Origin of the sequence: Paraburkholderia sp. UCT70, assembly GCF_050434085.1 — a bacterium.
Lineage (GTDB): Bacteria > Pseudomonadota > Gammaproteobacteria > Burkholderiales > Burkholderiaceae > Paraburkholderia > Paraburkholderia tuberum.
Genome location: NZ_JBNPVZ010000002.1, coordinates 879,588 through 906,227 on the forward strand (window position 1 = coordinate 879,588; position 26,640 = coordinate 906,227).

22 protein-coding genes and 2 pseudogenes are annotated in these 26,640 nt (G+C 62.5%); 14 read left to right on the plus strand and 10 right to left on the minus strand.

Going from position 1 to position 26,640, the window contains the following annotated elements; all coding sequences use genetic code 11:
- The first annotated feature begins 6 nt into the window (after positions 1-6).
- The 3 genes from OKW41_RS06300 (at position 7) to OKW41_RS06310 (ending at position 2,345) form a co-directional block, all read left to right on the plus strand.
- Positions 7-1,122, plus strand: coding sequence for a dihydrolipoamide acetyltransferase family protein (locus tag OKW41_RS06300; RefSeq protein WP_429571901.1), 1,116 nt, complete (start codon positions 7-9; stop codon positions 1,120-1,122).
- 518 nt (positions 1,123-1,640) lie between these two features.
- Positions 1,641-1,844: a cold-shock protein gene (locus OKW41_RS06305; protein WP_012428559.1), complete on the plus strand. Its 204-nt coding sequence runs from the start codon at positions 1,641-1,643 to the stop codon at positions 1,842-1,844.
- Between the two features lie 276 nt (positions 1,845-2,120).
- Positions 2,121-2,345 (plus strand): hypothetical protein, encoded by a 225-nt coding sequence (locus OKW41_RS06310; protein ID WP_184032310.1) that lies wholly within the window; start codon positions 2,121-2,123, stop codon positions 2,343-2,345.
- 503 nt (positions 2,346-2,848) lie between these two features.
- Here the strand turns inward: OKW41_RS06310 and OKW41_RS06315 are convergent.
- Positions 2,849-3,133 carry a hypothetical protein gene (locus OKW41_RS06315; protein ID WP_090810391.1) on the minus strand — a complete coding sequence of 95 codons (285 nt, stop codon included), beginning with the start codon at positions 3,131-3,133 and terminating at the stop codon, positions 2,849-2,851.
- 536 nt (positions 3,134-3,669) lie between these two features.
- Here OKW41_RS06315 and OKW41_RS06320 point away from each other — a divergent pair.
- The 4 genes and pseudogenes from OKW41_RS06320 (at position 3,670) to OKW41_RS06335 (ending at position 5,609) form a co-directional block, all read left to right on the plus strand.
- The gene (locus OKW41_RS06320) at positions 3,670-3,957 is read left to right on the plus strand and encodes a hypothetical protein (RefSeq protein WP_090810393.1); all 288 of its coding nucleotides are present in this window, start codon (positions 3,670-3,672) and stop codon (positions 3,955-3,957) included.
- Positions 3,958-4,327: 370 nt separating this feature from the next.
- A pseudogene (locus tag OKW41_RS06325) lies at positions 4,328-4,599 on the plus strand (translation initiation factor IF-1).
- A 312-nt stretch (positions 4,600-4,911) separates the two neighbouring features.
- Positions 4,912-5,331: a hypothetical protein gene (locus OKW41_RS06330; protein WP_429571902.1), complete on the plus strand. Its 420-nt coding sequence runs from the start codon at positions 4,912-4,914 to the stop codon at positions 5,329-5,331.
- Between the two features lie 62 nt (positions 5,332-5,393).
- Positions 5,394-5,609 (plus strand): hypothetical protein, encoded by a 216-nt coding sequence (locus OKW41_RS06335; RefSeq protein WP_429445532.1) that lies wholly within the window; start codon positions 5,394-5,396, stop codon positions 5,607-5,609.
- Between the two features lie 365 nt (positions 5,610-5,974).
- Here OKW41_RS06335 and OKW41_RS06340 read toward each other — a convergent pair.
- Positions 5,975-6,162: pseudogene (locus OKW41_RS06340) on the minus strand (IS3 family transposase); the annotation flags it as partial.
- Between the two features lie 174 nt (positions 6,163-6,336).
- Here OKW41_RS06340 and OKW41_RS06345 point away from each other — a divergent pair.
- Complete coding sequence (locus OKW41_RS06345; RefSeq protein ID WP_429571903.1) at positions 6,337-7,458, plus strand: sensor histidine kinase; 1,122 nt, start codon at positions 6,337-6,339, stop codon at positions 7,456-7,458.
- A 414-nt stretch (positions 7,459-7,872) separates the two neighbouring features.
- On the opposite strand, the gene OKW41_RS06350 is transcribed toward OKW41_RS06345, so the two are convergent.
- A complete protein-coding gene (locus tag OKW41_RS06350) occupies positions 7,873-8,124 on the minus strand; it encodes a hypothetical protein (RefSeq protein ID WP_429571904.1) in 252 nt (83 codons plus the stop codon).
- Positions 8,125-8,520: 396 nt separating this feature from the next.
- Complete coding sequence (locus tag OKW41_RS06355; protein WP_429571905.1) at positions 8,521-8,958, minus strand: response regulator; 438 nt, start codon at positions 8,956-8,958, stop codon at positions 8,521-8,523.
- A gap of 717 nt (positions 8,959-9,675) precedes the next feature.
- On the opposite strand from OKW41_RS06355, the gene OKW41_RS06360 reads away from it, so the two are divergent.
- The 3 genes from OKW41_RS06360 (at position 9,676) to OKW41_RS06370 (ending at position 13,001) form a co-directional block, all read left to right on the plus strand.
- On the plus strand, positions 9,676-10,596 hold the full coding sequence (locus OKW41_RS06360) for an autotransporter domain-containing protein (RefSeq protein WP_429571906.1): 921 nt from the start codon (positions 9,676-9,678) through the stop codon (positions 10,594-10,596).
- A gap of 331 nt (positions 10,597-10,927) precedes the next feature.
- Entirely contained in the window at positions 10,928-12,397 is a 1,470-nt protein-coding gene (locus OKW41_RS06365) for a Na+/H+ antiporter NhaC family protein (protein WP_429571907.1), read from the plus strand.
- Between the two features lie 130 nt (positions 12,398-12,527).
- On the plus strand, positions 12,528-13,001 hold the full coding sequence (locus OKW41_RS06370) for a carboxypeptidase regulatory-like domain-containing protein (protein ID WP_429445543.1): 474 nt from the start codon (positions 12,528-12,530) through the stop codon (positions 12,999-13,001).
- Positions 13,002-13,125: 124 nt separating this feature from the next.
- Here OKW41_RS06370 and OKW41_RS06375 read toward each other — a convergent pair whose 3' ends face one another.
- The 6 genes from OKW41_RS06375 to ptsP all read right to left on the minus strand — a co-directional run bounded on the left by OKW41_RS06375 (position 13,126) and on the right by ptsP (position 23,436).
- Positions 13,126-15,426 carry a molybdopterin cofactor-binding domain-containing protein gene (locus tag OKW41_RS06375; RefSeq protein ID WP_429571908.1) on the minus strand — a complete coding sequence of 767 codons (2,301 nt, stop codon included), beginning with the start codon at positions 15,424-15,426 and terminating at the stop codon, positions 13,126-13,128.
- Entirely contained in the window at positions 15,423-15,905 is a 483-nt protein-coding gene (locus tag OKW41_RS06380; protein ID WP_090808921.1) for a (2Fe-2S)-binding protein, read from the minus strand. The genes OKW41_RS06375 and OKW41_RS06380 overlap by 4 nt, the downstream gene beginning before the upstream one ends.
- Positions 15,902-17,209, minus strand: coding sequence for a c-type cytochrome (locus OKW41_RS06385; RefSeq protein WP_429571909.1), 1,308 nt, complete (start codon positions 17,207-17,209; stop codon positions 15,902-15,904). Before OKW41_RS06385 ends, OKW41_RS06380 begins: the two co-directional genes overlap by 4 nt.
- Before the next feature lie 185 nt (positions 17,210-17,394).
- Complete coding sequence (locus OKW41_RS06390) at positions 17,395-18,984, minus strand: aspartate:alanine exchanger family transporter (protein ID WP_429571910.1); 1,590 nt, start codon at positions 18,982-18,984, stop codon at positions 17,395-17,397.
- A gap of 98 nt (positions 18,985-19,082) precedes the next feature.
- Positions 19,083-20,867, minus strand: a complete 1,785-nt coding sequence (ptsG, locus tag OKW41_RS06395) for a PTS glucose transporter subunit IIBC (protein WP_429571911.1) — start codon at positions 20,865-20,867, stop codon at positions 19,083-19,085.
- A 22-nt stretch (positions 20,868-20,889) separates the two neighbouring features.
- Entirely contained in the window at positions 20,890-23,436 is a 2,547-nt protein-coding gene (ptsP, locus tag OKW41_RS06400; protein ID WP_429571912.1) for a phosphoenolpyruvate--protein phosphotransferase, read from the minus strand.
- A 786-nt stretch (positions 23,437-24,222) separates the two neighbouring features.
- On the opposite strand from ptsP, the gene OKW41_RS06405 reads away from it, so the two are divergent.
- From OKW41_RS06405 to OKW41_RS06415, 3 genes are all read left to right on the plus strand, one after another.
- Positions 24,223-24,396, plus strand: coding sequence for a hypothetical protein (locus OKW41_RS06405; RefSeq protein WP_429571913.1), 174 nt, complete (start codon positions 24,223-24,225; stop codon positions 24,394-24,396).
- Positions 24,397-24,447: 51 nt separating this feature from the next.
- Complete coding sequence (locus tag OKW41_RS06410) at positions 24,448-25,107, plus strand: hypothetical protein (RefSeq protein ID WP_429571914.1); 660 nt, start codon at positions 24,448-24,450, stop codon at positions 25,105-25,107.
- A 219-nt stretch (positions 25,108-25,326) separates the two neighbouring features.
- Complete coding sequence (locus OKW41_RS06415) at positions 25,327-26,565, plus strand: MFS transporter (RefSeq protein ID WP_429571915.1); 1,239 nt, start codon at positions 25,327-25,329, stop codon at positions 26,563-26,565.
- Positions 26,566-26,640: the final 75 nt, after the last annotated feature.

The window sequence follows — 26,640 nt, forward strand, 5'->3', positions numbered from 1 at the left end:
GATGCCATGAAAATCTTCAAACTGCCTGATCTCGGCGAAGGTTTGCAGGAAGCGGAGATCGTCGAGTGGCACGTCAGGAGCGGCGACGACATTCGCGCGGATCAACGGCTGCTGTCGGTGGAAACGGCGAAGGCAATCGTCGATATTCCGTCGCCTCAATCCGGCCGAGTCGCGAAGCTGTTCGGCCAGCCCGGCGATATCGTGCATCTGGGGGCGCCGCTCGTCGCATTCGAAGGAGCGGCCGACGAAGCCGATGCCGGTACCGTGGTCGGTCATATGGAGGTCGGCCAGCATGTGGTGCACGAAGCGCCGGCGGCGCTCGGCGGCAGCCCGGGCACGGGTGTCGGCACAATCAAGGCGATCCCGGCGGTGCGGGCGCTCGCGCGTAAGCTTGATGTCGATCTTGCGATGGTGACACCGTCGGGGGCGGAGGGTGTCATCACGGCGGCTGACGTGCAGCGCGTCGCGAAGATACTCGCTCAGCTCGGTCCGCCCGAAGTGCTGCGCGGCGTGCGGCGCGCGATGGCGCAGAACATGGCGCGCGCGCAGAGCGAAGTGGCGGCCGCGACCGTCATCGACGACGCCGACATTCATGAGTGGCCGCCACATACCGATGTGACGATCCGCCTGATCCGTGCGCTGGTAGCAGGATGCAGCGCCGAACCCGGGCTCAACGCATGGTTCGACGGACATGCGGGACGGCGCCACGTACTGGAAAAGATCGACCTCGGCATCGCCGTCGATCTACCGGATGGCCTCTTTGTACCGGTATTGCGCGACGTTGCGCACCGCAACGCAGCGGATCTGCGCGGCGGCCTCGACCGGATGCGTGTCGACATCCAGGCACGCAAGATTCCACCGGAGGAACTGCGCGGCAATACGATCACGTTGTCGAACTTCGGCATGATCGCCGGCAAATACGCAGCTCCCGTGGTCGTGCCGCCCACTGTCGCGATCCTCGGAGCGGGGCGCATTCACGAGCAGGTCGTGGCGGTAAGTGGCGTTCCGGCCGTGCATCGGATCTTGCCGCTTAGTCTGACGTTCGACCATCGGGTCGTCACGGGCGGCGAAGCAGCACGGTTTCTCGCCGCGGCGATCGTGGATCTGCAGATGGCGCAGTAGCTGTGACTGCGCGAATTCAAAAATTCAGAAGGTGTATGCGTTGTGTCCAGCTTGGGACGTTCGCAGATTTCTGCTGCCAAGCCGTAACGGGTGGGGGGGACAGGACAGCCCTTCAACGATAGCGCCTGTTCAATTTGCTCGGGAGCGTGTCTCGTGCTAACTGCGATTGCGACAACATGGCGTCCGTTCTGCATATGGAGCATGTCGGCCATACAGGCACAGCGAAATCGTATGCCAATCCGTAAATCGATCGAGGCGTGCCGGTTCGCAGCTTCGAGCAGCGCCCCCGGTCTTTGGATCGCTTCGTCTGCAAAACGGCCCCGCCTCGTGAAACAGTTACAAGATAAGTATTGACGCTGGTACCACTTGGCGGTTAGTGTGTCGCATGAAGTTCAAGAAGTTCGATTGCTGTTCATCAATTGCTCGCTCCTCAGCGGTATTCGTTGTCCTCTCCCTCCTTGACGCTTCATACGCTCTTCAACGGAGCACATTTTCCCGTTTTTTCTCAAGGATTCTTCATGGATACCGGTACCGTTAAGTGGTTCAACGATAGCAAAGGTTTTGGCTTCATCACCCCGGACAAGGGCGGTGACGACCTTTTCGCTCACTTCTCCGAAATCAGCGGCGACGGCTTCAAGACGCTGGCTGAAAATCAGAAGGTGAGCTTCGAAACGAAGCAAGGCCCGAAGGGTCTGCAGGCAGCTAACATCAAGCCGCTGTAAAGTTTGAAGAGCCCGGCGTTCCGCGACGGACGCCGGGTTGCAGGGACATCCTTACGGAGCGTTGTTTCCTGAAGTGGCGCGTTCCCTCCTGGCTGCATCGGTTTCGCCGGCAGCTTGCCAAGCGCCATACGTCTCATTGCGCTCATTTTCCCCTCTGGCATTAGCGCCACGTCTTCGCTTTCCGACTGCTTCAGATTCGGCCTGAGATGCCTTTGAATCGGCGTACCTGTGCACATTTCGCAAGGCGCGCGCGCACTCGACATTATTAAAACTAAAATGCAGAACAAACAAATTCAACAATACAACGGCTATGCCGTCCAGCCCTCGGCGCATCGTTTGCCCGACGGCAGTTTTTCCTCCAACCTGCTGCTAGAACGCGCCGATAGCGAGCGCGCGGACGGCCGATACCAGTTCTATTCGCTCGATTACTTCACGAGTGAGGAGCAGGCGTTGCAGCACTCGACACGCTGGGCACGCAACTGGGTCGACACGCGCGGTTAACGGAGACGCGCCAGTTCTGCACGCTCAACGCATCTTAGGTGTCAGGACGCGTGCAATTAGGCGCCCGCAACCATCACGCGCGATCGATCGGTTACCTTCCGGTTTGAGCCGGGCGCTCAGTGCGAACTTCTGGATTTTCTCTATCGACGTCTTCGGCATTCTACACACGGCATCGAAGTCGACGACGCTCTTGAGCTTTCAGAATGGGTCGAAGTGTGAACGCAGGCGCGGGCGGACGGCAATCACCCATCGGTCACTATGCGGCCGAGATGGAATGGACATGGTTTCCCTTCGGGCATGACGGTATCTACTTCGTGGTCGACGCCTGAGGAGGCGATGACCGGAACTGGCAGCAATGCGGTCGCACTGGCATAGCCTGCCGAGCATGTGGCGACTGACGATCAGAAGGTCAACTTCTTTATCACACACATTGTTGATGGCGTGCCGCTGGCGCGCGCGAACACGGGTACCTTCTGCATAGACTCGGGTTCTGGCTCTAGCGCTCAGGGGGATTCCAGGATGGCGCGATCAAAGCCGTCAGTATCAATCAGCATTTCGGCGTAGGCCACCGACGCGCGCCTTGCGTCGCCGGCATTCACGAAGGGCCTCTTGCCGGGCACACGGAATAAGCGACTTCGCGGGTTGTCCGTCATGGAATCCGGGTCGCTGATGCGAATCGACGCATCGAATCCTTCCTCGTAATTGTGACCATATCCTGGTTGAGTCGTGCGATGCGGATACACGAGTAAGGAAATATCGAGACCGCGATAATGGCGAATGGTTGTCATCAGGTCACTCCTTTTGGCCGCAGCAAGCAGCACGTTTTTGATCGTTGTGCAGGTTTGGCCGAAGGAGATACGCCCCCGAGCCACACCGACGAGGCGACCGGAACGAAGTTTCCTGGCTAGCTGTCCGGTACGCGGATACCCGAGCTTCGTGCTTAACATCCGCAAGCGTTCCTTCACCCGGCATTCCGCTCACGTTTGTCCGATCGGGCACCGCACTGTCCCGAACTCACGAAGTGGGTCGCTCCCGTATCCTTGGCCAGCCTCATCGCGCAGGGCAAGCAGACGCTGTTGAACCTGGTGTTCTTGAGGAGTTTGCAACGTAAGCGTGGAGGTGGAACTAGGCAGACAGCCGTCGCCGGCCATCTAAGCCAGCGCTATGACAATCCGGGCAGTGCCCCGCTTTGCCAACCCCGCGTTTCAAGGTACGCGCGACAGTACTATCGGTCAATACAATTCTGGTAACAGTCTCTGCGTCTGCGCCGCCCGATGTAACCCGTTCCAGCGTATAGTGAGCCATACCCTGTGGAGTGACCAACATGTCGACACACCCGATTCTTCTCTACAAGGGGTACGAACTTCATCCCCTTGTCTTTCCCCGCACATTCAGTCGCTTTGACGGACATTCCCGTTACGCGGAAGGTTACGAAATTGCGGTGCGGATATGTCGTCCGGCGGCGACAGCAATTCCCTCCGCAAGCCGGGTCTTCAGGCTGAACCAAACGCATACATTCTCTGACTTCGGTACGGCAAGGCGAGCCGCCCGGCAGCAGGGAAAGGACATCGTCGATGGAAAGGTGAGCGGCGCTTCGGTCATCGACATATGAAAACGCCGCTGACGGACAGCATTCATCGATGTGCTCGATCGTGCGACGAATTGCTGTCTGCCTGATGGCTGATCTGACCGTCGCTCCCACATAAAAGGCGGCCAGCGCCTCCAGCTTTTGGCGACCGGTATGGCCGCATTCCGCTGCGCAACGGACCCTTTACCCGGCGGTGAGCATACCTCATTGCCGGAATAGCGGGACAGGGCTGCGATCGACATGCTACTCGGGACGCTCGCCGGCGATCACCCTCCCGAACGATTCGCGATTTTGCCTTCCCCGAAGATTCGATGTGGCCGGCTGCAAAAACGTACCGCAGACCTGCAAGTCGAGCAGCCATTGGCGTCGCTGGCTCACGCCGTCTCGTCGCCCAATCGGGCCACGCGTTCCCGGCTGTTCCGCGACGAACACATACCCCCGAAATGAAGTCGGTCCGGATAGCCGTTGCGTGTCACGCTCGGCAATCGCGTGGTCACGGGTGCGTCCGCGTCGAGCCAGAGGCGCAAACACCGCATTGGTCTCCTCGCAGGCGGTCGGGTAACGCTGGAACTCCTTATGACCTGACGAAAGGGTGAATCGATTTCCGCCAAAAAGGGCGAACGGGGCTGCAATGCAGTTTCGCGCGCTTCGTTTCGCCGTCGTTGAATTGTTGACGTCGAGACTGCTTGCCGCGCATGTCGGAGGCGCACTCTGCGTCGCCACATGATGAACCGGAGAAGAGAGGCAGTCCGATGTGGATCTTCGGATCGCCGTCGCCTACCGGCGCTGCGGTACGTAAGTGCCGGGTTGACTTGCATGTTCCCTGTGCTTCTCTGACGGCGCCTGGAGCACGGGTTTTTCTGTACAAATCCATCAATGGGCGTAGCATGAAATCGTCACTCGACCTGCGACCGGTCCTCGCGTCCCTAAGTTGCTTACCCGACGGAACCGGAGATCCGCTTTCACCAAAACCGAAACGTGGCCGACTTCCTGAAGGGCAGCGGACGCAGTGGCACACGTCGCTACGCTCCGTCTTTTCCGCTACACAATGAGACAGCCTCAAAGGTACCGATCACGACCGGTTCCCGTCTCTACCGCAGGCTCGAACTTCATCCGCTGGTGGTTGACTCAGAGCCGTTGCAAACATTGGAGTTTGGTATGGAAAGAAACGACCTGCTGAAATGGATTCGGTGCAATGGTGATGACATCGTCGATCGGTTTCTGCCGCCCGGCGCGCAGGGCGAACTGGATAGCCTCATCCATGACCGCCGTCACGAGATCGATGCGGGCGCGTTTCTGATGTTCATGTCGATTCGTGCGCTTCTATGCGAACGCGGCATGGCAAGCTGCGATTCGGATCGCGAGGCCGGACAAATCATGGCCATGCTGAGCACCTAGGTCGCGCTTTTCAACGCCCCTCTGAGACAGTCGCAATCGAGCGATAACCCCAAAGGAACACCATGCGCTTCAATTCCACCCTGATCGTTATCGACCCCACCCCCCGGCGGGCCGACGGCGAGTACATGGCCCACGCACGCATCAGCGGCAGCCGTGCCGACGGCACCGGGTACGAGATTCATTCGAGTGGCGATCTGGCAGGCTTCGACGCACGCGAGGACGCGATCGCCTATGCGAAGAACTGGGCGCAGGACTGGTTGCACGCGTGCTTCGGGTGACAGACGTCTCACCTACGGACGCAACGAGAGAGGGATTGGCGTGCAGGCCGGCCATTCGCCATCAGAGGAAGATGCAGCGGGATGTTGGTCACGCGTTTCGATCCAATCGCTTGCCCATCGGTTCTGGTAAACCGGTGCCTCTGCTTGACGACCACAGTACCCGAGAGAGTAGAACTCGAATAGCAGGGGGCCGTACGGACATCGGATCACCTAAGCGTCAGGTCTAAAGAGAAAGAGCCGTCGGAAAGAGAGCGAGCACACAGCGTATCGGCGGGACTGCGTGGGCCGCATTGTCGGACGAGCACCCTTTGCGCGACATCGACCGAATCAGCTTCGCGTCGCGCATACGTGAGAGCCACCCCGGCCAGCAACGTCTTCTCCCGGTCGGTCAGGAGCTGCAGGTTGACGCCTAGGTCTCCTTTAGCAATTGATTGGTCTTCTCCAGGATGTCGTGTTCAAGCTGCAATTGGCGGATATCGCGTCGAAGCGATTCGACCTGCCGCTCCAGTTCTCCCCGCTCAGGGGCGTGCGGCGAATCGTTGTGGCGTTTCATGAAAGGCCGGACACGAACGCTCACCACTGTCCAGAAAATCCAGGCGGTTCATTACGAGTACATGGACTACCTCGAAGTAGTCCAAGACGGTGTAAACCCGATGGATCCCGCGACCAACTGGCGCGTAATATCGGTTCGGCTAAAAATCTCCTCAATTTCTTCGCCGGAGTAGGCATGCGACTGTCCGATTTTATCGTGCAGGAAATGGAGCCCATTCTGGCGCAGTGGGAGGCGTTTGCCGCCACGCTGCTGCCAGCCGCTGGCAACATGGGCTCCCTCGCGTTGCGCGACCACGCGCAGCAGATTCTGGAAGCAGTAGCCAGGGATTTGCAGACTTCGCAGACCAGGGAAGCGCAGCACGAAAAATCCTTGGGGAGGGCACCCCGGCTGACGGATGCGCCGGAGACAGCTGCGCAATCCCATGCGGTCCTGCGCGCTCGAGGCGGTTTCAACATCAACCAGCTGGCTGCGGAATACCGCGCTTTGCGTGCAAGCGTGCTGCGTTTGTGGATGGATGAGTGTCAGCCCGATGCGCCTCATCTGGATGACATCATCCGCTTCAACGAGGCCATCGATCAGGCGCTGGCCGAATCACTCGGTTTTTTCAGCACACAAGTCGATCAGGCTCGCAATCTGTTGCTTGGGATGCTCGGACACGACATGCGGAGCCCGCTGCAGACGATCCAGGTGACAGCTTCATATCTGTCCGCGCTCAATGCGGGGGAGCGCGTTTCAGAAGCTGCAGCCCGTCTGGTGCGCAGCGGCGCCCGGATGCAGGCACTTCTGGATGATCTGTGCGATTTCAACCGAACAAGGCTCGGGCTAGGTATTAACGTCATACCTGCTCCCGTTGATCTGACGAACGTGTTCACTGATGAGCTGGACCAGTTGCGCGCAGTCCATCCAGACCGGCAGATCGAGCTTGAGGTGCACGGTGACGTTCAGGGTGTCTGGGACGGTCCGCGTCTGCAGCAACTGCTCGGCAATCTCGTTCTGAATGCGCTCAGATATGGCGCGCGCGACGCGCCCGTTCGCGTCGTGGTGACTGGCGAGGAGGCCGAGGTGCGCTTCGAAGTCTGCAATAGCGGACCAGCCATCGAGGGACTGTTGCTGGAGCGCATCTTTGATCCTCTTCAGCGAGGTCCAGAGCGAAAAATCAACGAGGACGCGCAAGGCAGCCTTGGACTCGGGCTGTATATCGCGAGCGAAATCGCCAAGGCGCATCACGGCGCGATCGAGGCGCGGTCAGATAAAGAAGAGACCGCATTCGCCGTACGTCTGCCGCGCCGGGCGTAGCAGGCGAGCCAGGCTTGGTAACGGGCATGCCACGAATTATGTGGGGATCTGCTGGTGGTTTTACACCTGCCGAGACGCGCCTATTCCATCGCCGGTCCTCACAGACCGACCACGACCGCATGAAGCAAATCCGCAGCATCGTGGCAATAGCAAGGGTGCGCGCCCCGATTACCTATTCGGTTCGTGCTGCTCCATGCGCGCGATCAGCCGCGATCATTAAAACCCGGTCAGATCTCATCGAGAAAACGCGCTCGTGCACGCTTCGCCGTCATATCAGACCAGGATGGAGTTGCGCGGACGAACTCCGGCTCACGGCATTCGGCCTGGAAGTGCCCGACCGCGCAGCAAGGATCGCAACGGCTGAAGCGGGAAGACCAAGGTGTCAGTCGCCGCCAACGGGGTCTTGCGTCGCCATTATTGTTTCATCGCGCCAGTTGCGTTCGAGTTTGACGCGCCTTGAGGCGACATCGCGTGCTCACGCTTCTGCATCAATGTGCCACTGGCGGGCTTGCTGTTGCCGGCGTCCGCAGCACGGCCCATGCTCTGGCCAGCGGCACCCGGCTGCGCGTTTTGAGTATCACGGTGTGCTGGCGCAGCGTTGCCGGTGTTGGTCTGCGCAAATGCGCAAGTGCTAGCGATGATGGAAATTGCGCTGATTCCTGCCATTATCAACTTCATGATCGTCTCCCGTTCGGGACCTGCTTTTCCATCTCTGACCTGCGTGCAGCATGACGCATGCCCGGAGGAAGTGGCGAACAATAAGCGTGCGCTGTTGCCGCCCGCGAGAAGGGGATCGAAATCTCTTGCCGTCTTTTACCTTGTGTCAGCGTGCAGGCGCTGCTCTGTAGCGACGGTTCCTGTTCGGGCTCATTGCTGACGACGTGATGGGTCGCGACCGTTGCATCATTCCAGTCAGATCTGAAAAACCAGGTGGATGGCTCAACCCGGGTTTCAGCAATCTCGCCGCTTTGCAGGCCATCCGCCAAGAACGGGACCGGCCGTCCAGCAAACACCGCCTGGCTGCATGTGTAACCTGTGGCTTCGCATTCCGACAGCTTGGGCTTAGGGCCAGCATCGCGAATCGATGGCTCGCCAGCGCGCCGCGGCGGGGTACTCGGAGTCGCGTGGCGCCCGCGCATAGGTCAGGCGCGCTGCAATGAACCTGTCGACAGCGTCAAGCAACGCCGCTATCGAGACCGGCTTTCGCAGGAACGCTGTCCAGCAGCGAATCTCTTCCGTAGGTTCCGGCATAGCCGACAGCAGCACCACCGGTAAGCCGGAAAATACCGCCTGACACTTCAGACGCCGGCAAAGCTCCTTGCCGTCCATTTCCGGCATCTCCAAATCGGTGATAACGAGTTCCGGAAAATCCGTGTGGGCCTTCTGCAGTGCGTCCCATCCGTTCTCCGCGAGCACAACACGGTGTCCGCGACTCTCCAACGCCAGTTGCAGCGCGCATCGGTTTTCAAGGTCATCGTCGATGAGCAGTACGGTGGACATGACACGACATGGTGGAAGGATCCTACTGGGTTGCGCAAGCGGCATACCTAGGTAGCGCTCGCTGCCGGTTCGACTACCCTCTGCGTCCAACACGTGGGCGGGTCGGGCGACATGGTTGCGGCATTGCGCTCGCCCGCTTTGCTCTTACCAAAGCAGCAGCGCAAGTCCGCCGCACCCCGTTGGCTATATTGGATACGTCGACCGGTGAGAGTCATCGACTTGAACCGGATAATCATAAAACTTCCGTCTGGAAGTTAATCGATTTGGTGTTTTGGTGACGGCTTTGGTCATGTCAGCGATCACGGGAGTTCCTCGCTGCGAACGCGGATGCGCCGCCGACAAAATTCGCGGGACGGCCGATTAACCCAATCCGGCCGCTTTATGCCAAATGAATCGCGCCATTAAAACCGGCCAGTTGTTACTGGCCGGAACGATTGGCGAGTTCGAGTTTTTCTGCCGCCGCGGATCATTGAAAATGGAATTTCACTGACCTGGAATTTTGCGGTTACCCGATGGATATTCACTTGGTGAACAAAACGGCCGTTTTTTCTCGAATTAGTGTCGGATTCTTCCGTCGTTGTTCTGTCTATGCGGGTAGACCCACACAATCAGCGCACAGTTAATTAACGAAAAACCATAATCCTTGCAAGGCATGAATAACCACGATCGGTTATGAAAATTTGAAACCTCGGCTGGGTTGTGTAGGGGCGGCAAGCCTTGGACTTGCAGTCGGAAGGGACGCTGACACAGGCCGCGGGCGGTACCGGCAACGAAGGGGTGGGCCGCTCGGCGTGGGCGCGACTATTCGGCCAGCAGATCGACAATCGGTACCAGACCTTCACCGATGCGCGCGCTAACGGCCATGTGCTCGGCGTTCAGGCAGGCGTCGATCTCTGGCGCGGCAGCTTCATGTCCGGCCATCACGATGCAGCGGGCGTCTACTTCGCCTACGGCAACAGTAACGCCGACGTGGACGGCCTCGTCACCAATGCGGCTGCGACTGGCTATGTGCTGAATCACACCGGCTCGGTCAATCTCAATGGATATTCCGGCGGCGCGTACTGGACACATTACGGCCCGGGCGGATGGTATATCGACGCGGTACTGCAGGGCACCTATTACGACGGGGATGCGACGACACAGTACGCCCGGTTGCCCGTCTCGGGTTCGGGGTTCGCCACTTCGCTGGAAGCTGGCTATCCGTTCCCCTTGCCGCTTGGACCGGGCTTCGTGCTTGAACCTCAGATGCAGGTTATCTGGCAGCACGTCGGGTTGAACGAAGCCAATGACGGGCTGGGTCCGGTCGATCCCGGCTCCACGTCAGGCGTGACCGGGCGGCTCGGGCTGCGTGGTCAGTGGACCATCGAACGCGCCGGCGGAGACGTATGGCAGCCGTACGTGCGCACCAATCTCTGGCGGGACTGGGGGGCTCAGGCTGCGACGACATACTCCGGCGCCGAGCAGGTGCCACTCAGACAGCAGTTCACGCGTATGGACTTCGCCGCAGGCGTGACGGCGAAGCTCAACACGCGTATGAGCCTGTATGGACAGTTCGGCTATCAGTTCTCGATCAACGATTCGGTCAGTGGCAGCCAAAAGGGCGTCTGGGGCGACGTCGGTTTTCGCTACGCCTGGTGAGCTGCCGTTGACTGCAGGTCTCGCGCTGAGGGAGAGTAGGTACGGCAGCCTGTAACCGCAGGCGGGATGTTCGGCACGAATTCTGCAATTCTTCACGCAGCGACGATTCTTTCCTATGCTTGAAGCAACGGCGAGCCCGCCGGAGCTGCCATTGCCGAGTCGCAGGACCGAGGGCCGCACGCCTGCGCCGTGACATCGAATCAAAGCAGCCGTTCGCGCATGTTTCGATGATTCACCGGCTACCGGGCGGTCTGGATGGCAACGTTTGGGCTACCCAGCAAACGAACGGAGCGTGGCGATGAAGCGGAGCGGGTCACCCCAGCCGGTCACGATGCTCGAAGCACTGATACCGATCGCTGGCCTCGTCTTTCTCGTCAGTCTGTCCTTCTACCTGTTCGGCGATGGTGGTGCGAACGGGCCGAACCAGGTGGCACTCGTCGTGGCGACCATGCTGGCCGTATTTGTCGGTTGGCGTCGCGGTCATTCGCTCGCTTCGCTGGGCGAGGCCGCGAATGCCAGTGTCAGTTCCGGTATTGGCGCGATTCTCATCCTGTTCGCAGTCGGCGCGCTGATCGGCACGTGGGCGCTCAGCGGCACGATCGTCGCCATGGTGTATTACGGGCTGAAATTGCTGAGCCCGGACTACTTTTACGTCACGGCGGCTGGAATCTGCGCGGTGATCTCGTTCGCCATTGGGACCTCGTGGACTGTCGCGGGTACGATCGGAATCGGCCTGATGGGCATTGCGCACAGCATGGGCCTGAGCCCCGCCATAACGGCCGGTGCAGTGATTTCCGGCGCTTATTTCGGCGACAAGTCTTCGCCGCTCTCGGACACCGCGAATCTTGCGGCCGCTGCCGCGGGTGTCGATCTGTATCAACACGTGCGCGAGACGCTGCTGACATCACTCGTCGCGATTGTCATCACGCTGGCCGTGTTTTATCTGCTTGGCCGCCCGGGCGCCTTCGATGCGAGCGCGGAGGTTGCTGCAATGCAGAGCGCATTCTACATATCGCCCGTGCTGTTCCTGCCGCTCATTCTTGTCGTCGTGCTGACGCTGTTCCGGCTTCCACCATTTACCACCATCTTTCTTGGCGCATTGGCGGGTGGCGTGGTTGCCGTTTTCGTCGAGCCAGCGCGAGTCCTCGCATTTGCCGCCGCGCGAGAGGGCGTGCCGATCCCGATTGCGATGCTCAAAGGCGTATGGCTTGCGCTTGGGAGCGGCTACAAGTCCACGACTGGAAATCCAGTGCTTGATACGCTCCTCACTCGCGGCGGTATGGACAGCATGTTGAATACTATCTGGCTGATCATCACGGCACTGGCATTCGGAGGGGTGGTCGAGAAGTGCGGTGCGATAGAACGCCTCATTGCCCCAGTAGTCGATTGGGCCAGGAGCGGTGGGGCGCTGGTCGGCTCCCTGGTCCTGGCGACCATCGCGACGAACATCGTTACGGCAGACCAGTTCATCGCAGCCGTGCTGCCGGCCCGGATGTTCAGGAGTGCATTCGCGGCACGCGGCTACGCGCCCATCGTGTTATCGCGTTCCGTGGGTGATTCGGCCACGACGACAGGCGCGCTGATCCCCTGGAACAGTTGCGGCGCGTTTATGGCAGTGACCCTTGGCGTGCCGACGCTCAGCTACGCACCCTTTGCCGTATTTTGCGTGGTAAGTCCGCTGCTGACGGTGGCGATCGCCTACGCGGGTATCCGCATGCCACGCGTCCCTCCTGCCCAAGCCGGGACCTCAACGGCAGGCGGCCCCCCAACTCCGGTCCATGAAGACGCCAAACAGAATTGACGGGTATTCTTACTCGAATCGTGAGGCACCCTCGCTCGTGGCCGATACCCGGCGCGCATTGCGTTTCCAACCTATTGCAAGCGTTCTTCCGTCCGACGAACCGTCGGCAATACTGTAAGGAGCAGTCAAGATGAAAATGCAACGAAACGCTCCCCGGATCGCGTCCATGATGCTCGCCGCGGCGTTCACACTGGCTCAGGCAGGCGTCGCAGTGTCGCAGACGGCTGCTCCGCAGAGCGCCAGCGAGATCCATAGGACCGGCATGCCAGAGACGCAGCAGCAGGGCGACATATCGTTCGTGACCGGCGGAGTCGGTCGCGACGAGTCGACTGCGCTGCGGCAGGCACGAAGGCAGTGGCCGTTGTCTCTGCAGTTCACCGGTCCCGGGTCGAGCTATGTGGCCGACGTCCAGGTGAAGATTGCCAAAGCTGGCGGCGCGAGCGTGTTCGAGGCCACGTCGAAGGGGCCGTACATGCTCGTGCGGCTGCCTCAAGGGCGCTATACGGTCAACGCCACTTACGGCAGCGTGACCAGAAGGGAGACCGTGAACGTCCGCGGCAATGGCAGCGCACGTGCGACGTTCGCGTTTCCGTCCACCCACTGAACGCGGTCCCGACGCCGCGCCGAAGGTCGCGAGCGTCGCGTTCGTTTGACAAGGGGCCTGGACCCAGCCATAGGCTTATTTGGCTTTTACACACCAGTATCTGTACTTTTGCGGAACGAAAGCCTCATGCCTTGAGCACGTTCTTCCCCTTCGTCCCGAGCAACGGCAAGTCGCGGATCCGCACACCGGTCGCGTCGTCGATCGCATTCGCGAGCGCCGCGGCGGCCGGGCCTTGCGCCGCTTCTCCGACCCCGAGGAATGGCAGGCCCGGCCGGTCGATCAATAGCACGTCCACGCGTTTGGGTACGGACGAGAAGCGCATGATCGGATAAGTGCTCCAGTCATAGCTCGTGATGCGTTGCGGGTCGAAATGCGTTTCTTCATAGAGCGTCCAGCTCGTGGTTTGCAAAATGCCGCCTTCGATCTGGTTGCGCACGCCGTCCGGAGTCACGATCTGTCCGCAATCGACGGCTGCTACGACACGCTCGATGCTGAGCTCGCCGGTATCGCGCATGACCGTCACGTCCATCGCGACGGCAAGGTAGGCCATCAGGTTCTTGTATTGGGCAAAAGCAAAGCCGGTACCGTGCGAGCGCGGGCTCGAGTCGCCCGTTCGCGCGCTGCGGGCTCGCCAGCCGAATTGATCGACTACGGCGCCAATGACGCCATGCGCGCGCGGATCAACGAGATGTTTGAGGCGAAACGCCACGGGGTCGGCGTGCGCGGCTCTGGCGAGTTCGTCGATGAAGCTCTCGATCGCGAACACGTTCATGTGCGCGCCGAGCGAGCGCATGGCAGAGACGCGTATCGGCATCGTGGGCACGAAGTGATGCTGCACGTGCAGGCCGGGCACGCGGTAAAGCGGAATGCTGTTGCGGTCGCCTCCGCCTTCCGGCATCGGAATCGGCTTCGGCGGCGCGGGGGTGAACGGTTGCGCAAGGAGCTGCGCGGGCAACAGGCGGCCCGCATTCTCGATGCGGTTGTTATGCGTGTTGCTCCATAGCTCGTAACGCCAGTCGGCAATCTTGCCTGCCGAATCGAGCGTTGCATTCGCCTCGACTGTCATGGCCGGGCCGAACGGCTCCCACATGTGTTCCTGTTCGCGCATCAATTGCACGCGCACCGGGCGGCCAGGCAGCTCGCGTGCAACGAGGGCGGCGTCGGCCGCGACATCGTCCGCGCCGTTGTGTCCGTAGCAGCCCGAACCTTCCACATGCACGCAGCGCACCTTGTCGGGTGGCATCGCGAGCATTTCGGCGATGCCCGCACGCAGCGGATAGACGCCTTGCGTGTGCGTCCACACGGTCATCACATCGTTGTCGAGCTGCGCGACAGCGCACGATGGCCCAATCGAGCCATGCGTCAGATACGGCCTCGAATAGCGCGCCCGCAGCGTCGCCACAGGCGCGGCCGCGCCCGTCACTGCGCCCTGATCGGCCACCGCGATTTCCTGTGAAGGCAGACTCATCAGCAGCGCGTGAACGTTCGCCGGATCGGGCAGCGGCGGCCCGGCCTGCCATTGCGCGGCGAGCGCAAGCTCACGCATCGCGAGGATCGCGCGCCATTCGTCGTCGGCGACCACCGCGAGGTAGTTGCCGTTGCGCACGACCTTGATGACGCCGGGCAGCGCCTCGACGCGCCCTCTATCGACTGCGACGAGGCTCGCGCCATAAGACGGCGGCCGCACGACGCGGGCATGCAGCATGCCGTGCGGCCGGAGATCCTGGACATAGCTCGCGCCGCCCGTCACCTTGCCCGGTATATCCACGCGAGGCAGCATATGGCCAATCAGCGCGTAGGCCGATGGCGGCTTTTTCGGCGCGTCGGGCTGCGCGTTCTGATGGAGGTCCGCGTATCGCACGGCTTCGCCATAGCTCACGCGTCTTCCGTCGGCGGCAATGACGGCGCCGTCGCGGGTCGTGAGGGCCGCTGCGTCGACGCCCAGTTGCGACGCCGCGCTCGCGACCAGCAGCGCGCGTACCTGAGCGGCGGCGTTGAGGATCGCGGTGCCGCTGTCCGCCATCGTGTGACTGCCTGCGGTGTAGCCTTCGTTCGGCGTTGCGGCGGTGTCGGCGGTGATCAGCTCGATCGCATGAGGCGCGAGATCCAGCTCTTCCGCGGCGACCTGCAGCAGCGCGGTGCGAATGCCCGTGCCAAGCTCCGCCTTGCCCGTGAATACGCTCACCTGGCCGTCACGGGCGACCTTGATCCACGCATCGAGCAACGGCGTGCTCTTGAGACTGCCCGGCAGCTTCGGGGCGCTCGCGTTGAGGGTGCCCGCTTCGGTGGTGGTTTGCGCAAGCGCGGCCATGCCTGGCACGATCGCGAAGCTCACCATCAGCGAGCCGCCAACGAGGAAGCGGCGCCGCGCGGGGTCATCGGGGCCGCTGCCGTGAGCGACGGAGGACGGGTGGCCGTCGCTCACGACTGCGCTCCCTCGTCCGTTCGCGGCGAACCCGTCGCGGCTTGCCGGATCGCCGCGAGAATGCGCATGTGCGTGCCGCAGCGGCACAGGTTCGGCTGCATGTAGCGGCGGATCTGTTCATCGCCTGGGTGCGGGATTCGCTCCAGCAGCGTGTGCGCGCGCATGATCATGCCGGCGATGCAATAGCCGCATTGCGCGGCTTGCTCGTCAATGAAGGCTTGCTGAAGTGGTCCCGGATGTTCCGCGCTGCCAAGTCCTTCGACGGTTCGCACTGGCCGGTCGCCAACGGCCACGACCGGCATGAGGCACGAGAACACCGGTTCGCCGCCGACGCTGACCGTGCATGCGCCGCATTGACCGAGACCGCAGCCGAACTTCGCGCCATCGAGCTGCAACTGGTTGCGCAGCACGTAGAGCAGCGGCGTTGACGGGTCGACATCGACCGTATGACTGACTCCGTTGACGTTGAGCGTGATCATCGTGGCAGGCCGTCCTTGCGAAAATGAGCGACCGCGCCGGCGTCGAGCGAAGGCCACGCGTCGCGTGCGGTGAAGCGTTCGCGCGTGTAGTTGGCGAGCTCCGCTATCTGGGCATCCGTGAATGTGTTGGCGAATGATGGCATGAAGGGCGCGCTATCGCTTTCGTGCCAGTCGATTCCATCGAGGATGATACGGACCATGTTGCGCGGGCTGTCGGCGTTGACGGCCGTGGAAAGGGACAGCGACGGTCGAGCATCCCCGCTCGACATCGGCGCGCCTTCGGCATGGCACGATGCACAGGCCGCGGCGAATAGATTCGCGCCGCCGCCGGGCGCGGTGGACACGGGCGCGGCGGAAGCGGAGGGCGAGGCGACCGGATGCTCCGGCATGCCTGGGCCCCCGGACGTCAACGCCAGCAGATACGCGGCAATTGCCTCTACGTCGGAGGCGGATGCGTCGGCGAGCATGCGCGTGACGGGGCGCATCGGACCCGCCGCCGCCCCATGGGCGCTCGCGAGGCCCGTGCGCAGATAGCTGACGAGCTGTGCCTGCGTCCAGGGCGTGGGGCGTGAAGCGAGGTCCGTCAGCGCGGGCGCATCCCATCCGTCGATCGTGCCGCCTTGCAGCCTGCGGTCGCGGCGCTCGGCACCGAGGCGGTCGAGCGGCGTGTGGCACGCACCGCAATGACCGAGGCTTTCGACCAGGTAACGCCCGCGTGCGACGTCCGGCGCTTCGGGCAGGGCCGGCGCTGCTTCGGTACCGGTATGCAGGTAAAAAAGATTCCACACGGCGATGAGGGGCCTGAAGCCGAGCGGGAAGATCAGCTCGTTGTGCGGCGCAGGCGCCTTGACGGGAGCGCGGCTCATCAGCCACGCATACAGCGAGCCGATATCGGCAACGCTCATGTGCGTGAAGTGCGGATAGGGGAACGCGGGATAGAGCAGATGGCCGTCGCTGGACACGCCGCGCCGCATCGCGCGCGCGAACGCGTCGAGCGACCAGCCCCCGATACCCGTCTCGTTGTCGGGGGTGATGTTGGTCGAGTAAATGATGCCGAAGGGTGTATGCAGTGGCAGTCCGCCCGCGAGGGGCAGGCCGCCCGTCGCGGTGTGGCACGCGACGCAATTGCCAACGGCCGCGAGCTTCGCGCCGCGCGCCGCGGCCGCGGTATCGCTGCCGGCCGCGAAGGGAGCGGTCACGGCGGCCGGCGCGGGCTCCCCAGCATGCACGGTGGGTCCGCCGTATGCGGCCATGAGGGCAACCAGAACAACGGCCACGCCTGCACTCGCCACCCGTCCTTTCATCTAGCCTCCATCGCCGAGCCGTCCGCATCATGGTTCCAGACTACGTCGCGCGGCTCCAGGTGGCGCAAGCGGCGTTCCTGATATTCACGGAAGTCTGCGGCTGTCCGCCGCTCCGCGGTTGGCCGCTGTCTACGAGGACGGAAGCGTTAGGGTCGAACAGCGGCAGGTCGCGATAACGGTCTCGCCTAGCCGGCTGCGATCGCGATGGCGATCTGCACGAAAAGCACCTTGACGATGGTCATCGACGGAAAAATCATCGCGTACATGACGTCGGGCTGATCCGTCGGCGCGATGCGGTTGGCGAAGGCGAGAATCGCGGGATTGCCGGTGGCCCCGCAGATCACGCCGACCGATGTATCGAAAGACAGTCTGAAGACCCACAGGCAGCACACAGCCGTGACGCCGACGAGCACCAGCAGCGTGATCACGCCATAAAGCAGCAGCAGCGGTCCGGCGGTGCCGACGGTCGCGACGAACTTCGGTCCGCAAGACAGGCCCACCTGCGCGAGAAAAATCGTCAGCCCGAGATTGCGCAGCACGAGATTTGCAGAGAGCGGCATCACCCACACGAACGGTCCGTTGCGGCGCGCCTTGCCGAGGCACAGCGCGACCAGTAGCAACGCCGCGAGACCCAGGCTGAACGCGCCGAGACCGGGCGCGCGCAGCGGGATCGCGCCGACCAGCAGCCCCGCTGCCGCGCCGATGCCCAGACAGATGAAACTGAGGTCGGCCGTGCCCTTGATCGAATCGCCGAAAAACGCGCGGACCCTCGCGCGATGCGCGTTACTGACGAGCAGGCCGACGCGGTCGCCTGCTTCGAGAATGAGGTCTGGCGTCGACAGTAGATCGGCGTCGCCGCGCCGCACGTGCGCGACCGCGCAGTTCACGCCATCCGGAAAGCGCAGATTGCCGAGCGCCGTGCCGACGACTGACGGACTCGACGCGAACACGCGCATATAGTCCAGGTCTTCCCGATGACTCGAGATACGCCCGGGCTGTAGCTCGCCGCATAGCGCCGTTGCTTCGTCGAGCGGGCGGCGCTCGGTGGCGGTGGCAAGGAGGACGTCGTCGGCGCGCAGCGTGAAGTCGTCGCTGGGCAACTGATTGTGATGCGCGCGCCGCACGGCCGCGATCACTACGCCGGCCGGCAGGCGAGTCGAGAGCTCCGACAGCTTCAGACCGAACAGACTGGCATTGCGCAGCGCGATTTCGGCGGTCTCCAGCACCTTCGCGGGCGGTTTCGGTATTTTGGCTTTCAGGACCGAGTTCAGCACATAGAGGAATAGGATCGGCCCGGCCACGCCGAACGGATAGGTGACGCTATAAGCCACGGCGGCATTGCTGCTTTTCATCGATGCGATGGCAACCTGCAGGCTCGCCGTGCTGGTGCCGCTGCCGGCGAACATGCCGAGCGCATCGGCGAGCGTGATGCCGAAATGGATCAAGGCGCACGCCACGAGACCCGAAGCGATCACGCCCAGACATGCGGCCGCGTTGGCCTTCACGCCTTCCCGGCTCGTGAGTCCGCGGAAGAACTGCGCGCCGTACTGAATGCCGATGCCATACAGAAACAGCAGCAGACCGAGCGTGCCCAGCAACGCCGGCGGCGCGGATTTCGGCGCGAACGCGCCGAGCGCCAGTCCAACGAACAGGACGGCCCCCGAGCCTAGAGCCACGCCCTTGATAGTGATTTCGCCGACCAGGTAGCCGAGCGCGATGGTCAGAAAAAGCGCGAACAGCGGCTGAGTTTCGAGGAAAGTTCTGACTGCTTCCATGCCGCCCCCTATAGGTGGACAAAGCAACGCGACTGAGCGCTTCCACCGGGCAGGCCTCGCGTTCGACGCGCGGCAGTTGCTGACGATACTCGTTGCTGCTATCGCATTGCGCCTGCGAGGTTGCCCGAGCCGAGACCTACGATCAGATCGAGTGCGCCGTTCTTCAACGCTTGCGTCGCGACCACGCCCGCCGCTTTCAATGCGGCCGCGTCGATGCGCGACGCGTCCGATAGCTCGACACGCAACCGCGTGGCCGCCAGCGCGTCGAGCTTCCTGATGTTGGCCGCGCCGCCCAGCGCCGCACGAATCTTTTCCGCGCGCTCCGTTTCTTGCGGCGAGTTTTGCACCGAGGCGGCCACACCCGCTGGAGCCGCCGCCGCTGCGCCTTCCACACCAGGCACCCCGGCCGCCGGCAAATCCGCTTCGGCGCCCGCTGTCTTCAGATAGTCCTGCATGTCGGTTTTCATGTTCTCCGACAACGGCCCGAAGATTGCCTGCACGCCGTTGCCCACGCGCACCACACCCGCGGCACCGAGCGCCTTGAGCTTGTGTTCGTCAACGCGCGCCGGGTCCTTCACGGAGATGCGCAGGCGCGTGATGCAAGCGTCGAGACTCGTGATATTGGAGCGGCCGCCAAAGGCGAGCACGACTTCGCGCGAACGTCCTCCCGCGCCGCTCGCGGCAACCGCCGCTGTTTCCGCCGCATCGTCCTCGCGACCGGGTGTCTTGAGGTTGAAGCGCGTGATGACGAAGCGGAACACGCCGTAATAGATCACCGCGTAAATTGGACCAAGGATGAAAACGTACCACGCGTGCGTGGCCTTCCCGCCGATCAGGTTGAACATCAGAAAATCGATGCCGCCTTGCGAAAACGTGAAGCCCATGCGCATGCCCAGTGTGTTCGCCACGAACTGCGCCGACGCCGCGAGGCATGCGTGAATCAGGTAAAGCACCGGCGCGACGAACAGGAACGCGAATTCGATCGGCTCGGTGATGCCGGTGAGGAAAGAAGTCAGCGCGGCCGAAACCATCATGCCGCCGACGGCCACCTTCTTCTCCGGCTTCGCGCAATGCCAGATCGCGATTGCCGCGGCCGGCAGGCCGAACATCTTGAACAGGAACGCGCCCGCCAGGATGCCCGCGGTCCGGTCGCCTGCGAAATAACGGGTGATGTCGCCGTGAACCGTCTTGCCGGTCGTCGGGTCGAGGTAGCTGCCCATTTCGAAGAAGAACGGCACGTTCCAGATGTGATGCAGGCCGAACGGAATCAGCAGACGTTCTACGAAACCGTAGACCGTCGCGGCGGTGCGCGGGTCGGAAACCGCCGCCCAATGCGAAAAAGCCTTGATTGCGCTGCCGACCGGCGGCCACACGAAAGACAGGATCGCGCCGAGCACGATCGAGCCGATCGCGGTCACGATCGGCACGAAGCGCTTGCCGGCGAAGAAGCCGAGATAGGCCGGCAACGTGATCCGGTAGTAGCGGTTGAACATCCATGCCGCAAGACCACCGGCGAGGATGCCGCCGAACACGCCGGTCTGGATCGACGGTATGCCCATGATCGTGTCGGTTTCGACGCCCTGGAGCTTGCCGATCACACCCAACGTGGCCGTCATCACCAGATATCCGATCGTTGCGGCGATGCCCGAGACGCCATCGTTCTCGGTGAAGCCGAGCGCGACGCCGATCGCGAAGATCAGCGGCAGGTTGCCGAAGATCACGTCGCCCGCGTTCTTCATCAGCGCGAGCACGACGACCGGCACGTAACCGTGAAAGTCGGTGGCGCCGAGACCGAGCAGCAGGCCGGCCACCGGGAGCACGGCGACGGGCAGCATCAGCGATTTGCCGATCTTCTGCAAGACTCCGAAGGCATGCGAGAACATGGCTGATCTCCTGTTGATCCGCTCACTCGGCAAAGCGCGACAGATGCGCGCGGACTTCCGCGGCGGTGCCCAGACACAGCACCTCGGCGGCGAGCTTCCTGGCTTCTTCGGTCGTCACGCGTGCAAGCTGAGCCTTGATCGAACCGACCGCCGGAATGCTCACCGACAGCTCGTCAATGCCAAGGCCGACGAGCACCGGCACCGCCATCGCATCCGACGCGATGCCGCCGCAAATGCCGACCCATTTGCCATGCTTGTGCGCACCGTCGACCGTCATGCCGATCAGACGCAACACCGCCGGGTGCAGCGCGTCGGCCTGCTTCGCGAGTTGCGGATGGCCGCGGTCCATCGCGAGCGTGTATTGCGTGAGATCGTTCGTGCCGATCGAGAAGAAGTCGACTTCGCGTGCGAGCGGCTCGGCGATCAGCGCGGCCGCGGGGACTTCGATCATGACGCCGACTTTCACGCTCGCCGCGCGATCGCCGGCTTCTTCGAGCAGGATCTTGCGCGCTGCCCGCACCTCCTCGATCGCGGCGATCATCGGGAACATCACGTGCAGATGCCCAAGCGGCGCCGCGCGCAGGATCGCGCGCAGTTGCGTGCGGAAGATGTCGGGACGCTCCAGGCTCACGCGCACACCGCGCAGGCCGAGAAACGGGTTGTCTTCCTTCGGCAGCGGCAGATACGACAGCGGTTTGTCGCCGCCGACGTCGAGCGTGCGGACCACGAGCGGCCGCTCGCGGCCAAGCGCTTCGGCGACGGCGCAATATTCGGCGGCCTGTTCGTCTTCGGTTGGCGCGGTGTCTCGCGCGTCGAACAGGAACTCGGAGCGCAACAGGCCCACGCCTTCGGCGCCGGCCGCGACCGCGTCGCGTGCTTCCTGCGCATTCCGGATGTTCGCGACGACTTCGACGCGGTGGCCGTCGGCCGTCATTGCGAGTTTGGTTGCCGCGAGTTTTTCGTCTTCGCGTTTGGCGGCCTGGCGGCTGATGCGTTCGCGCGCCTTCTCGAGTTCCTCGGCGCTCGGGTTGCGCCGCAAGCTGCCGCGCGAACCGTCGAGCACGACGGGCGTGCCGTCGGCGAGTTGCAGCGCGCGCGCGTCGATACCGCAGATCGCCGGAATGCCGAGCGAGCGCGCGAGGATCGCGACATGGCTCGTCGCGCCGCCGCTCGTCGTGCAAAAGCCGAGCACCTTGCTGCGATCGAGCGACGTGGTGTCGGATGGCGAGAGCTCCTCGGCAATCAGGATCGATTCGTCCGGCACGTCGATCTGCGCCTGCTTCACGCCGGCGAGCAGCGCGAGTACACGGCGGCCGACGTCGCGGATATCGCCGGCGCGTTCGCGCAGCAGCGGATTGTCGAGCCTTTCGAGCGTGCTTGCCTGGTTCTGGAACGCATCGCGCCACGCGAACCCCGCGCCCTTTCCCGCGCTGATGCTGCTGATCGCGGCGTCGTTGAGGTCAGGATCGTCCAGCAGTTCGAGATGCGCGTCGAGAATCTGCGCTTTCGACGGATCGGTGAGCGTCGCCTTGAGCGCCTCGATCTGCTGACGCGCCTGATGCTGGGCCGCTTCGAGTTGCGCCCGTTCGCGTTGCGGCGACTCGCCCGCTTCGTTCACCTCGATGACCTGCTGGCGGAACTGCACGATCCTGCCGACCGAAAGCCCTGGCGAAGCGGATACGCCGATGAATTCGTTGGTGTCGGCGGGAGCCGCTTCGGTCGGCGCTGGCACCGGCGCAGCCGGTGCGGTTGGCGCAGCCGCCGCGGGTGCGGGCGCATCGCCGGGCTTTTCGCCCGATCCCTCGGCAAGCAGACGCGCGACGGTGCTGGCCGCCTCCGCCGCGTCGGGACCGCGGGCCTCGACGCGCAGCTTGTCGCCGAACTTCGTTGCGAGCCCCATGATCGCGACGACGGACTTGGCATTGGCGCTGGCATCGCCTCGCAGCAGCCGGATCTCGGACTTGAATTTCTTCGCCTCGACCGCGACGACCGCGGCGGGCCGTGCATGCAGGCCCACTGGATTCGGCAGCGTGATCTCGTCGGAGAGGATCGCGCCGGTGGCGCTCGCCGTGTCCTTGTCCTCCATGCTGCCGACCAGCTCGACGTACAGCGCGACGTCGGTGCCGGCGACGACGAGCCCTTTCGCGGGAACGTAGCGCGTGACGAGATCGCCATTGGCGATCACCATTTGCGTGAGCAGGCTGGTTGCTCTTGCGCCGACCGCGATTGGGTCGAAGCGGATCAGCGGCGTGCCCGTCGCGACGGCGTCGCCTTCCTTGACCAACGGCATGAAGCCCTCGCCGCGCAGCAACACGGTGTCGAGCCCGATGTGCAGCAGCACTTGCAGACCGTTGTCGCCGGTGATCGTCGTGGCGTGGCCAGAGCCATGGAGTTGCGTGACCTTGCCGGCAAGCGGCGACAGCAGTTCGTCCGAGGTCGGATCGATCGACACGCCATCGCCGACCATCTTCTGGGCGAAGACCGGATCGGGCACGCTCTCGAGAGGAACCAGTACGCCCGACAGTGGCGCCATCAACCCGATGCGCTGAGGACGCTGAGGAGCTTTCATCGCCAAGACTCCTTGTACATTGACGCTCGCCTGAGGTGGCTCGACTCGAGCCGCGTGAGCGCAACATTCACACGTGCGGTCGGCACCATTGCCGCTCACGCCGCTCACCCACTTGTGAGCGGCGCACGTTACAAAAGCGTCGGTGACAGAAACTCAGGAAAGCCAAATAAGGTCGCGCTCGTCACCGGTATGCGCAAAACGGGTTTAGTTGCGCGTGACATCTCGGCTCTCAAAATGGTGCCGCCCACACAGCATCGACCCGGGGTGAACGGAGAAACGTCAGGTGCGCTGCGACGGCGCTGTTTTGCTTTGTCGGACCGCCTCGCGCCTGTGGACGACCGTTTGCACCGTGGCCCCGGAAAAAGGACCTGAAAAGCGCTCTGACAAGGAGCATATGTTACTGAGCGCAGATTGCAAGACGAGACGATTTCGCAGATGAGCGTCTGAATTTTCCGATTTCTCGACACGAGACGGACATGGTCTTTACTAAATTGCTGTGACTTTTTCTCTGCAGCTGTGTTTTATTCGCTTAGCGAAAGTTGACGTCTGGATTGCATTGGCATGAGTACGGAACTTCCGCGCGGCCTCCGCGCCCGGCAATCTCAGGAGTGAGCGAAAAACGGCCCTGTACTTCACGCGGTCGTCGCAATGCCGCTGTCATGTTGGCCCGGAACATGCGAGGGTTTGCGCCGGGCGACGAAGTAGTTCATGGTCGAGTCTTGCGTGAATCCTCTTACTGCTTGCTACTCCATGCACGACACGATTACCCGACTGAGGAGGTCGACCATGCGTGATACCGTCGCCAGCACCGAGTCCCGCTCCCGCAGCAATTCCCACAGTTCGAGTTTCGCCCTCGTCGATCATTACGCGCGCGCCGCCCAGCGCAGGCTCAGCAACTTAAGCGTGCTGAACGTGCTGCGCACCTTCCCGCAGTTCATTCCGTACAGCGAAGGCAGCTAGAAGGCCCGATCGAAGCTCACGGTCCAAGCCATCAACGAGACGATTCCCCTGTTGAGCGAGCTGGCGGCCTCCGTCGGAAAGCCAAAGACGCCCGTCACGGAAATCGTCGACTTTCCGGCCAACGACGAACAACGGCAGGCCGCCAACGCGCTCAAGCAGCACTTCGACGCTCAAGGCAGCGACAAGTCGAACCACCACAGCTACCACCACCTGTACGGCGCGATCCTTGCGAATCGCGAAGCCATGCGCTCGGTGATCGAAATCGGCATCGGGACCCAACATTCCGACACCGTTTCGTATATGGTCGCGGGCAAGCCCGGCGGATCGCTCAGGGCGTTCAGGGACTTTCTGCCTTTCGCGCGGATCTATGGAGCGGACATCGACCGCCGGGTCCTCTTCAAGGAGGAGCGCATCGAGACGTTCTTCGTCGACCAGACCGAGCCCGCCACTTTCGAGCAGCTCGCACGATCGGTGGACGGCGAATGCGATCTGATCATCGACGACGGTCTGCATTCTCCGAATGCCAACATCCAGACGCTGATCTTCGGGCTGAAAAATGTGAGGCGCGGCGGTTGGGTCGTGGTGGAAGACATCGGGCATCATGCACTGCCCGTCTGGCAAGCCGTCAGCGCGTTGCTTCCCGAACGCTATCGGCGGCACATCGTCAACGAGGAGCACGGGCTCGTGTTCGCGGTGCAGCGCCTCGAATGATGCGCGCGGCTTCCCGCTTCGCTCAACGCTGATGGCGCGGCACGTTACCCGCGCCAACGCTCCTGGTGGCGACATGAATTGCTGAAGTCACGAGACGACGCGGCCGTGACCCTCTGCGCATTGTTCAGCCACGTTAGCTAGTCTTTTCAGCGGACGACTCTTTTTCCGACGTGAGACCCCGTCTAAAGTGTCAGACTTCAACCTGGCATCAGGGTCATCATGCACATCGATACACCTACTAATCCAGCATCCCTGGAAGCAAATTCAACGTCGGCGGCCCAGTGGCTATCCGTCATCGCTGTAGCGGTAAGCGCATTCGCCTTCGTCACGGCCGAGTTTTTGCCTGTCGGGCTGTTGCCACAAATCGCACACGACCTCGGCGTGTCGACCGGTGTCGCCGGCCTCATGGTCACCACGCCCGGCGTGATGGCCGCGATATTGGCGCCTACGCTGATAGTCAGCGCGGGCCGCATGGACCGCCGGTACGTTTTCCTGCTCCTCACTGCGGTACTGTTGATCGCGAACGTCGTGTGTGCGATCGCACCGAACCTCGCGATCATGCTCGTAGGACGGGCTCTGCTTGGCGGCGCGCTGGGTGGGTTCTGGACTCTGGCGACGGCGGCGGCTCCTCGACTCGTGCAAGCAAAGGATGCCGCCAAAGCGACCGCGACCATTCTGACCGGCGTGACCTGCGCAACCGTGATCGGCGTGCCGCTCGGGACGTTCATCGCGTCGTTTGCATCGTGGCGCATGGCGTTCGCCGCCACCGCGGGCCTCGTGTCGCTCGCCTTACTGGCGCAGGCGTTCCTCGTGCCTTCGTTGCCGTCGGCATCGGCGTTGCGGATCGCCGATTTCAAAACCCTGCTTGGCCGGCCTCATACGAGGTTGAGCATGGTGATGGTCGCGCTCGTCTTCGGCGCGCATTTCTCGACCTATACGTATATTGCGCCGCTGCTCGAACACGACTTCTCGTTGAGCGCCATCACGCTGCTGCTGTTCGGATTCGGTCTGATCGGCTTCTTCTCCAATGCGTTGACATCGATGGTGATTTCGGACCATCTAAAGAAATCCGTCGCCGCGATGGTTCTGCTCCTATTGGGCGCGATGTCGTCGATGTTGCTGCTCGAACATTCGCCGATCGGCGAGACCGCGGGGATGCTGCTGTGGGGAATCGCGTTCGGAGCGCTTCCGCTTTGCTTCAGCGTGTGGATTCAGCGCGGCACGACAGACCTGCCCGAAGCGGGGTCGGCCATGTTCGTCAGCATCATCCAGGTGGCGATTGCGGTGGGCTCGGCAGTGGGGGGCACCATTGTCGACCGTGCGGGCGTTCACGCTGACTTCACGCTGGGACTTGGACTCGCGCTACTGGGCCTCGTGACACTGCAACGGCTTGCTGTATTGGAACGACCGGCCACGGCGGCTTCTCTTGATTGCGCCTGCGATGCGTCGGTTGACTGACGCGTCGAGACAGTACGTCGCGTGACTGGAGCCCACCGCGCTAGCCAGCCGTGGCGACGGCCAGGCGACGGAATC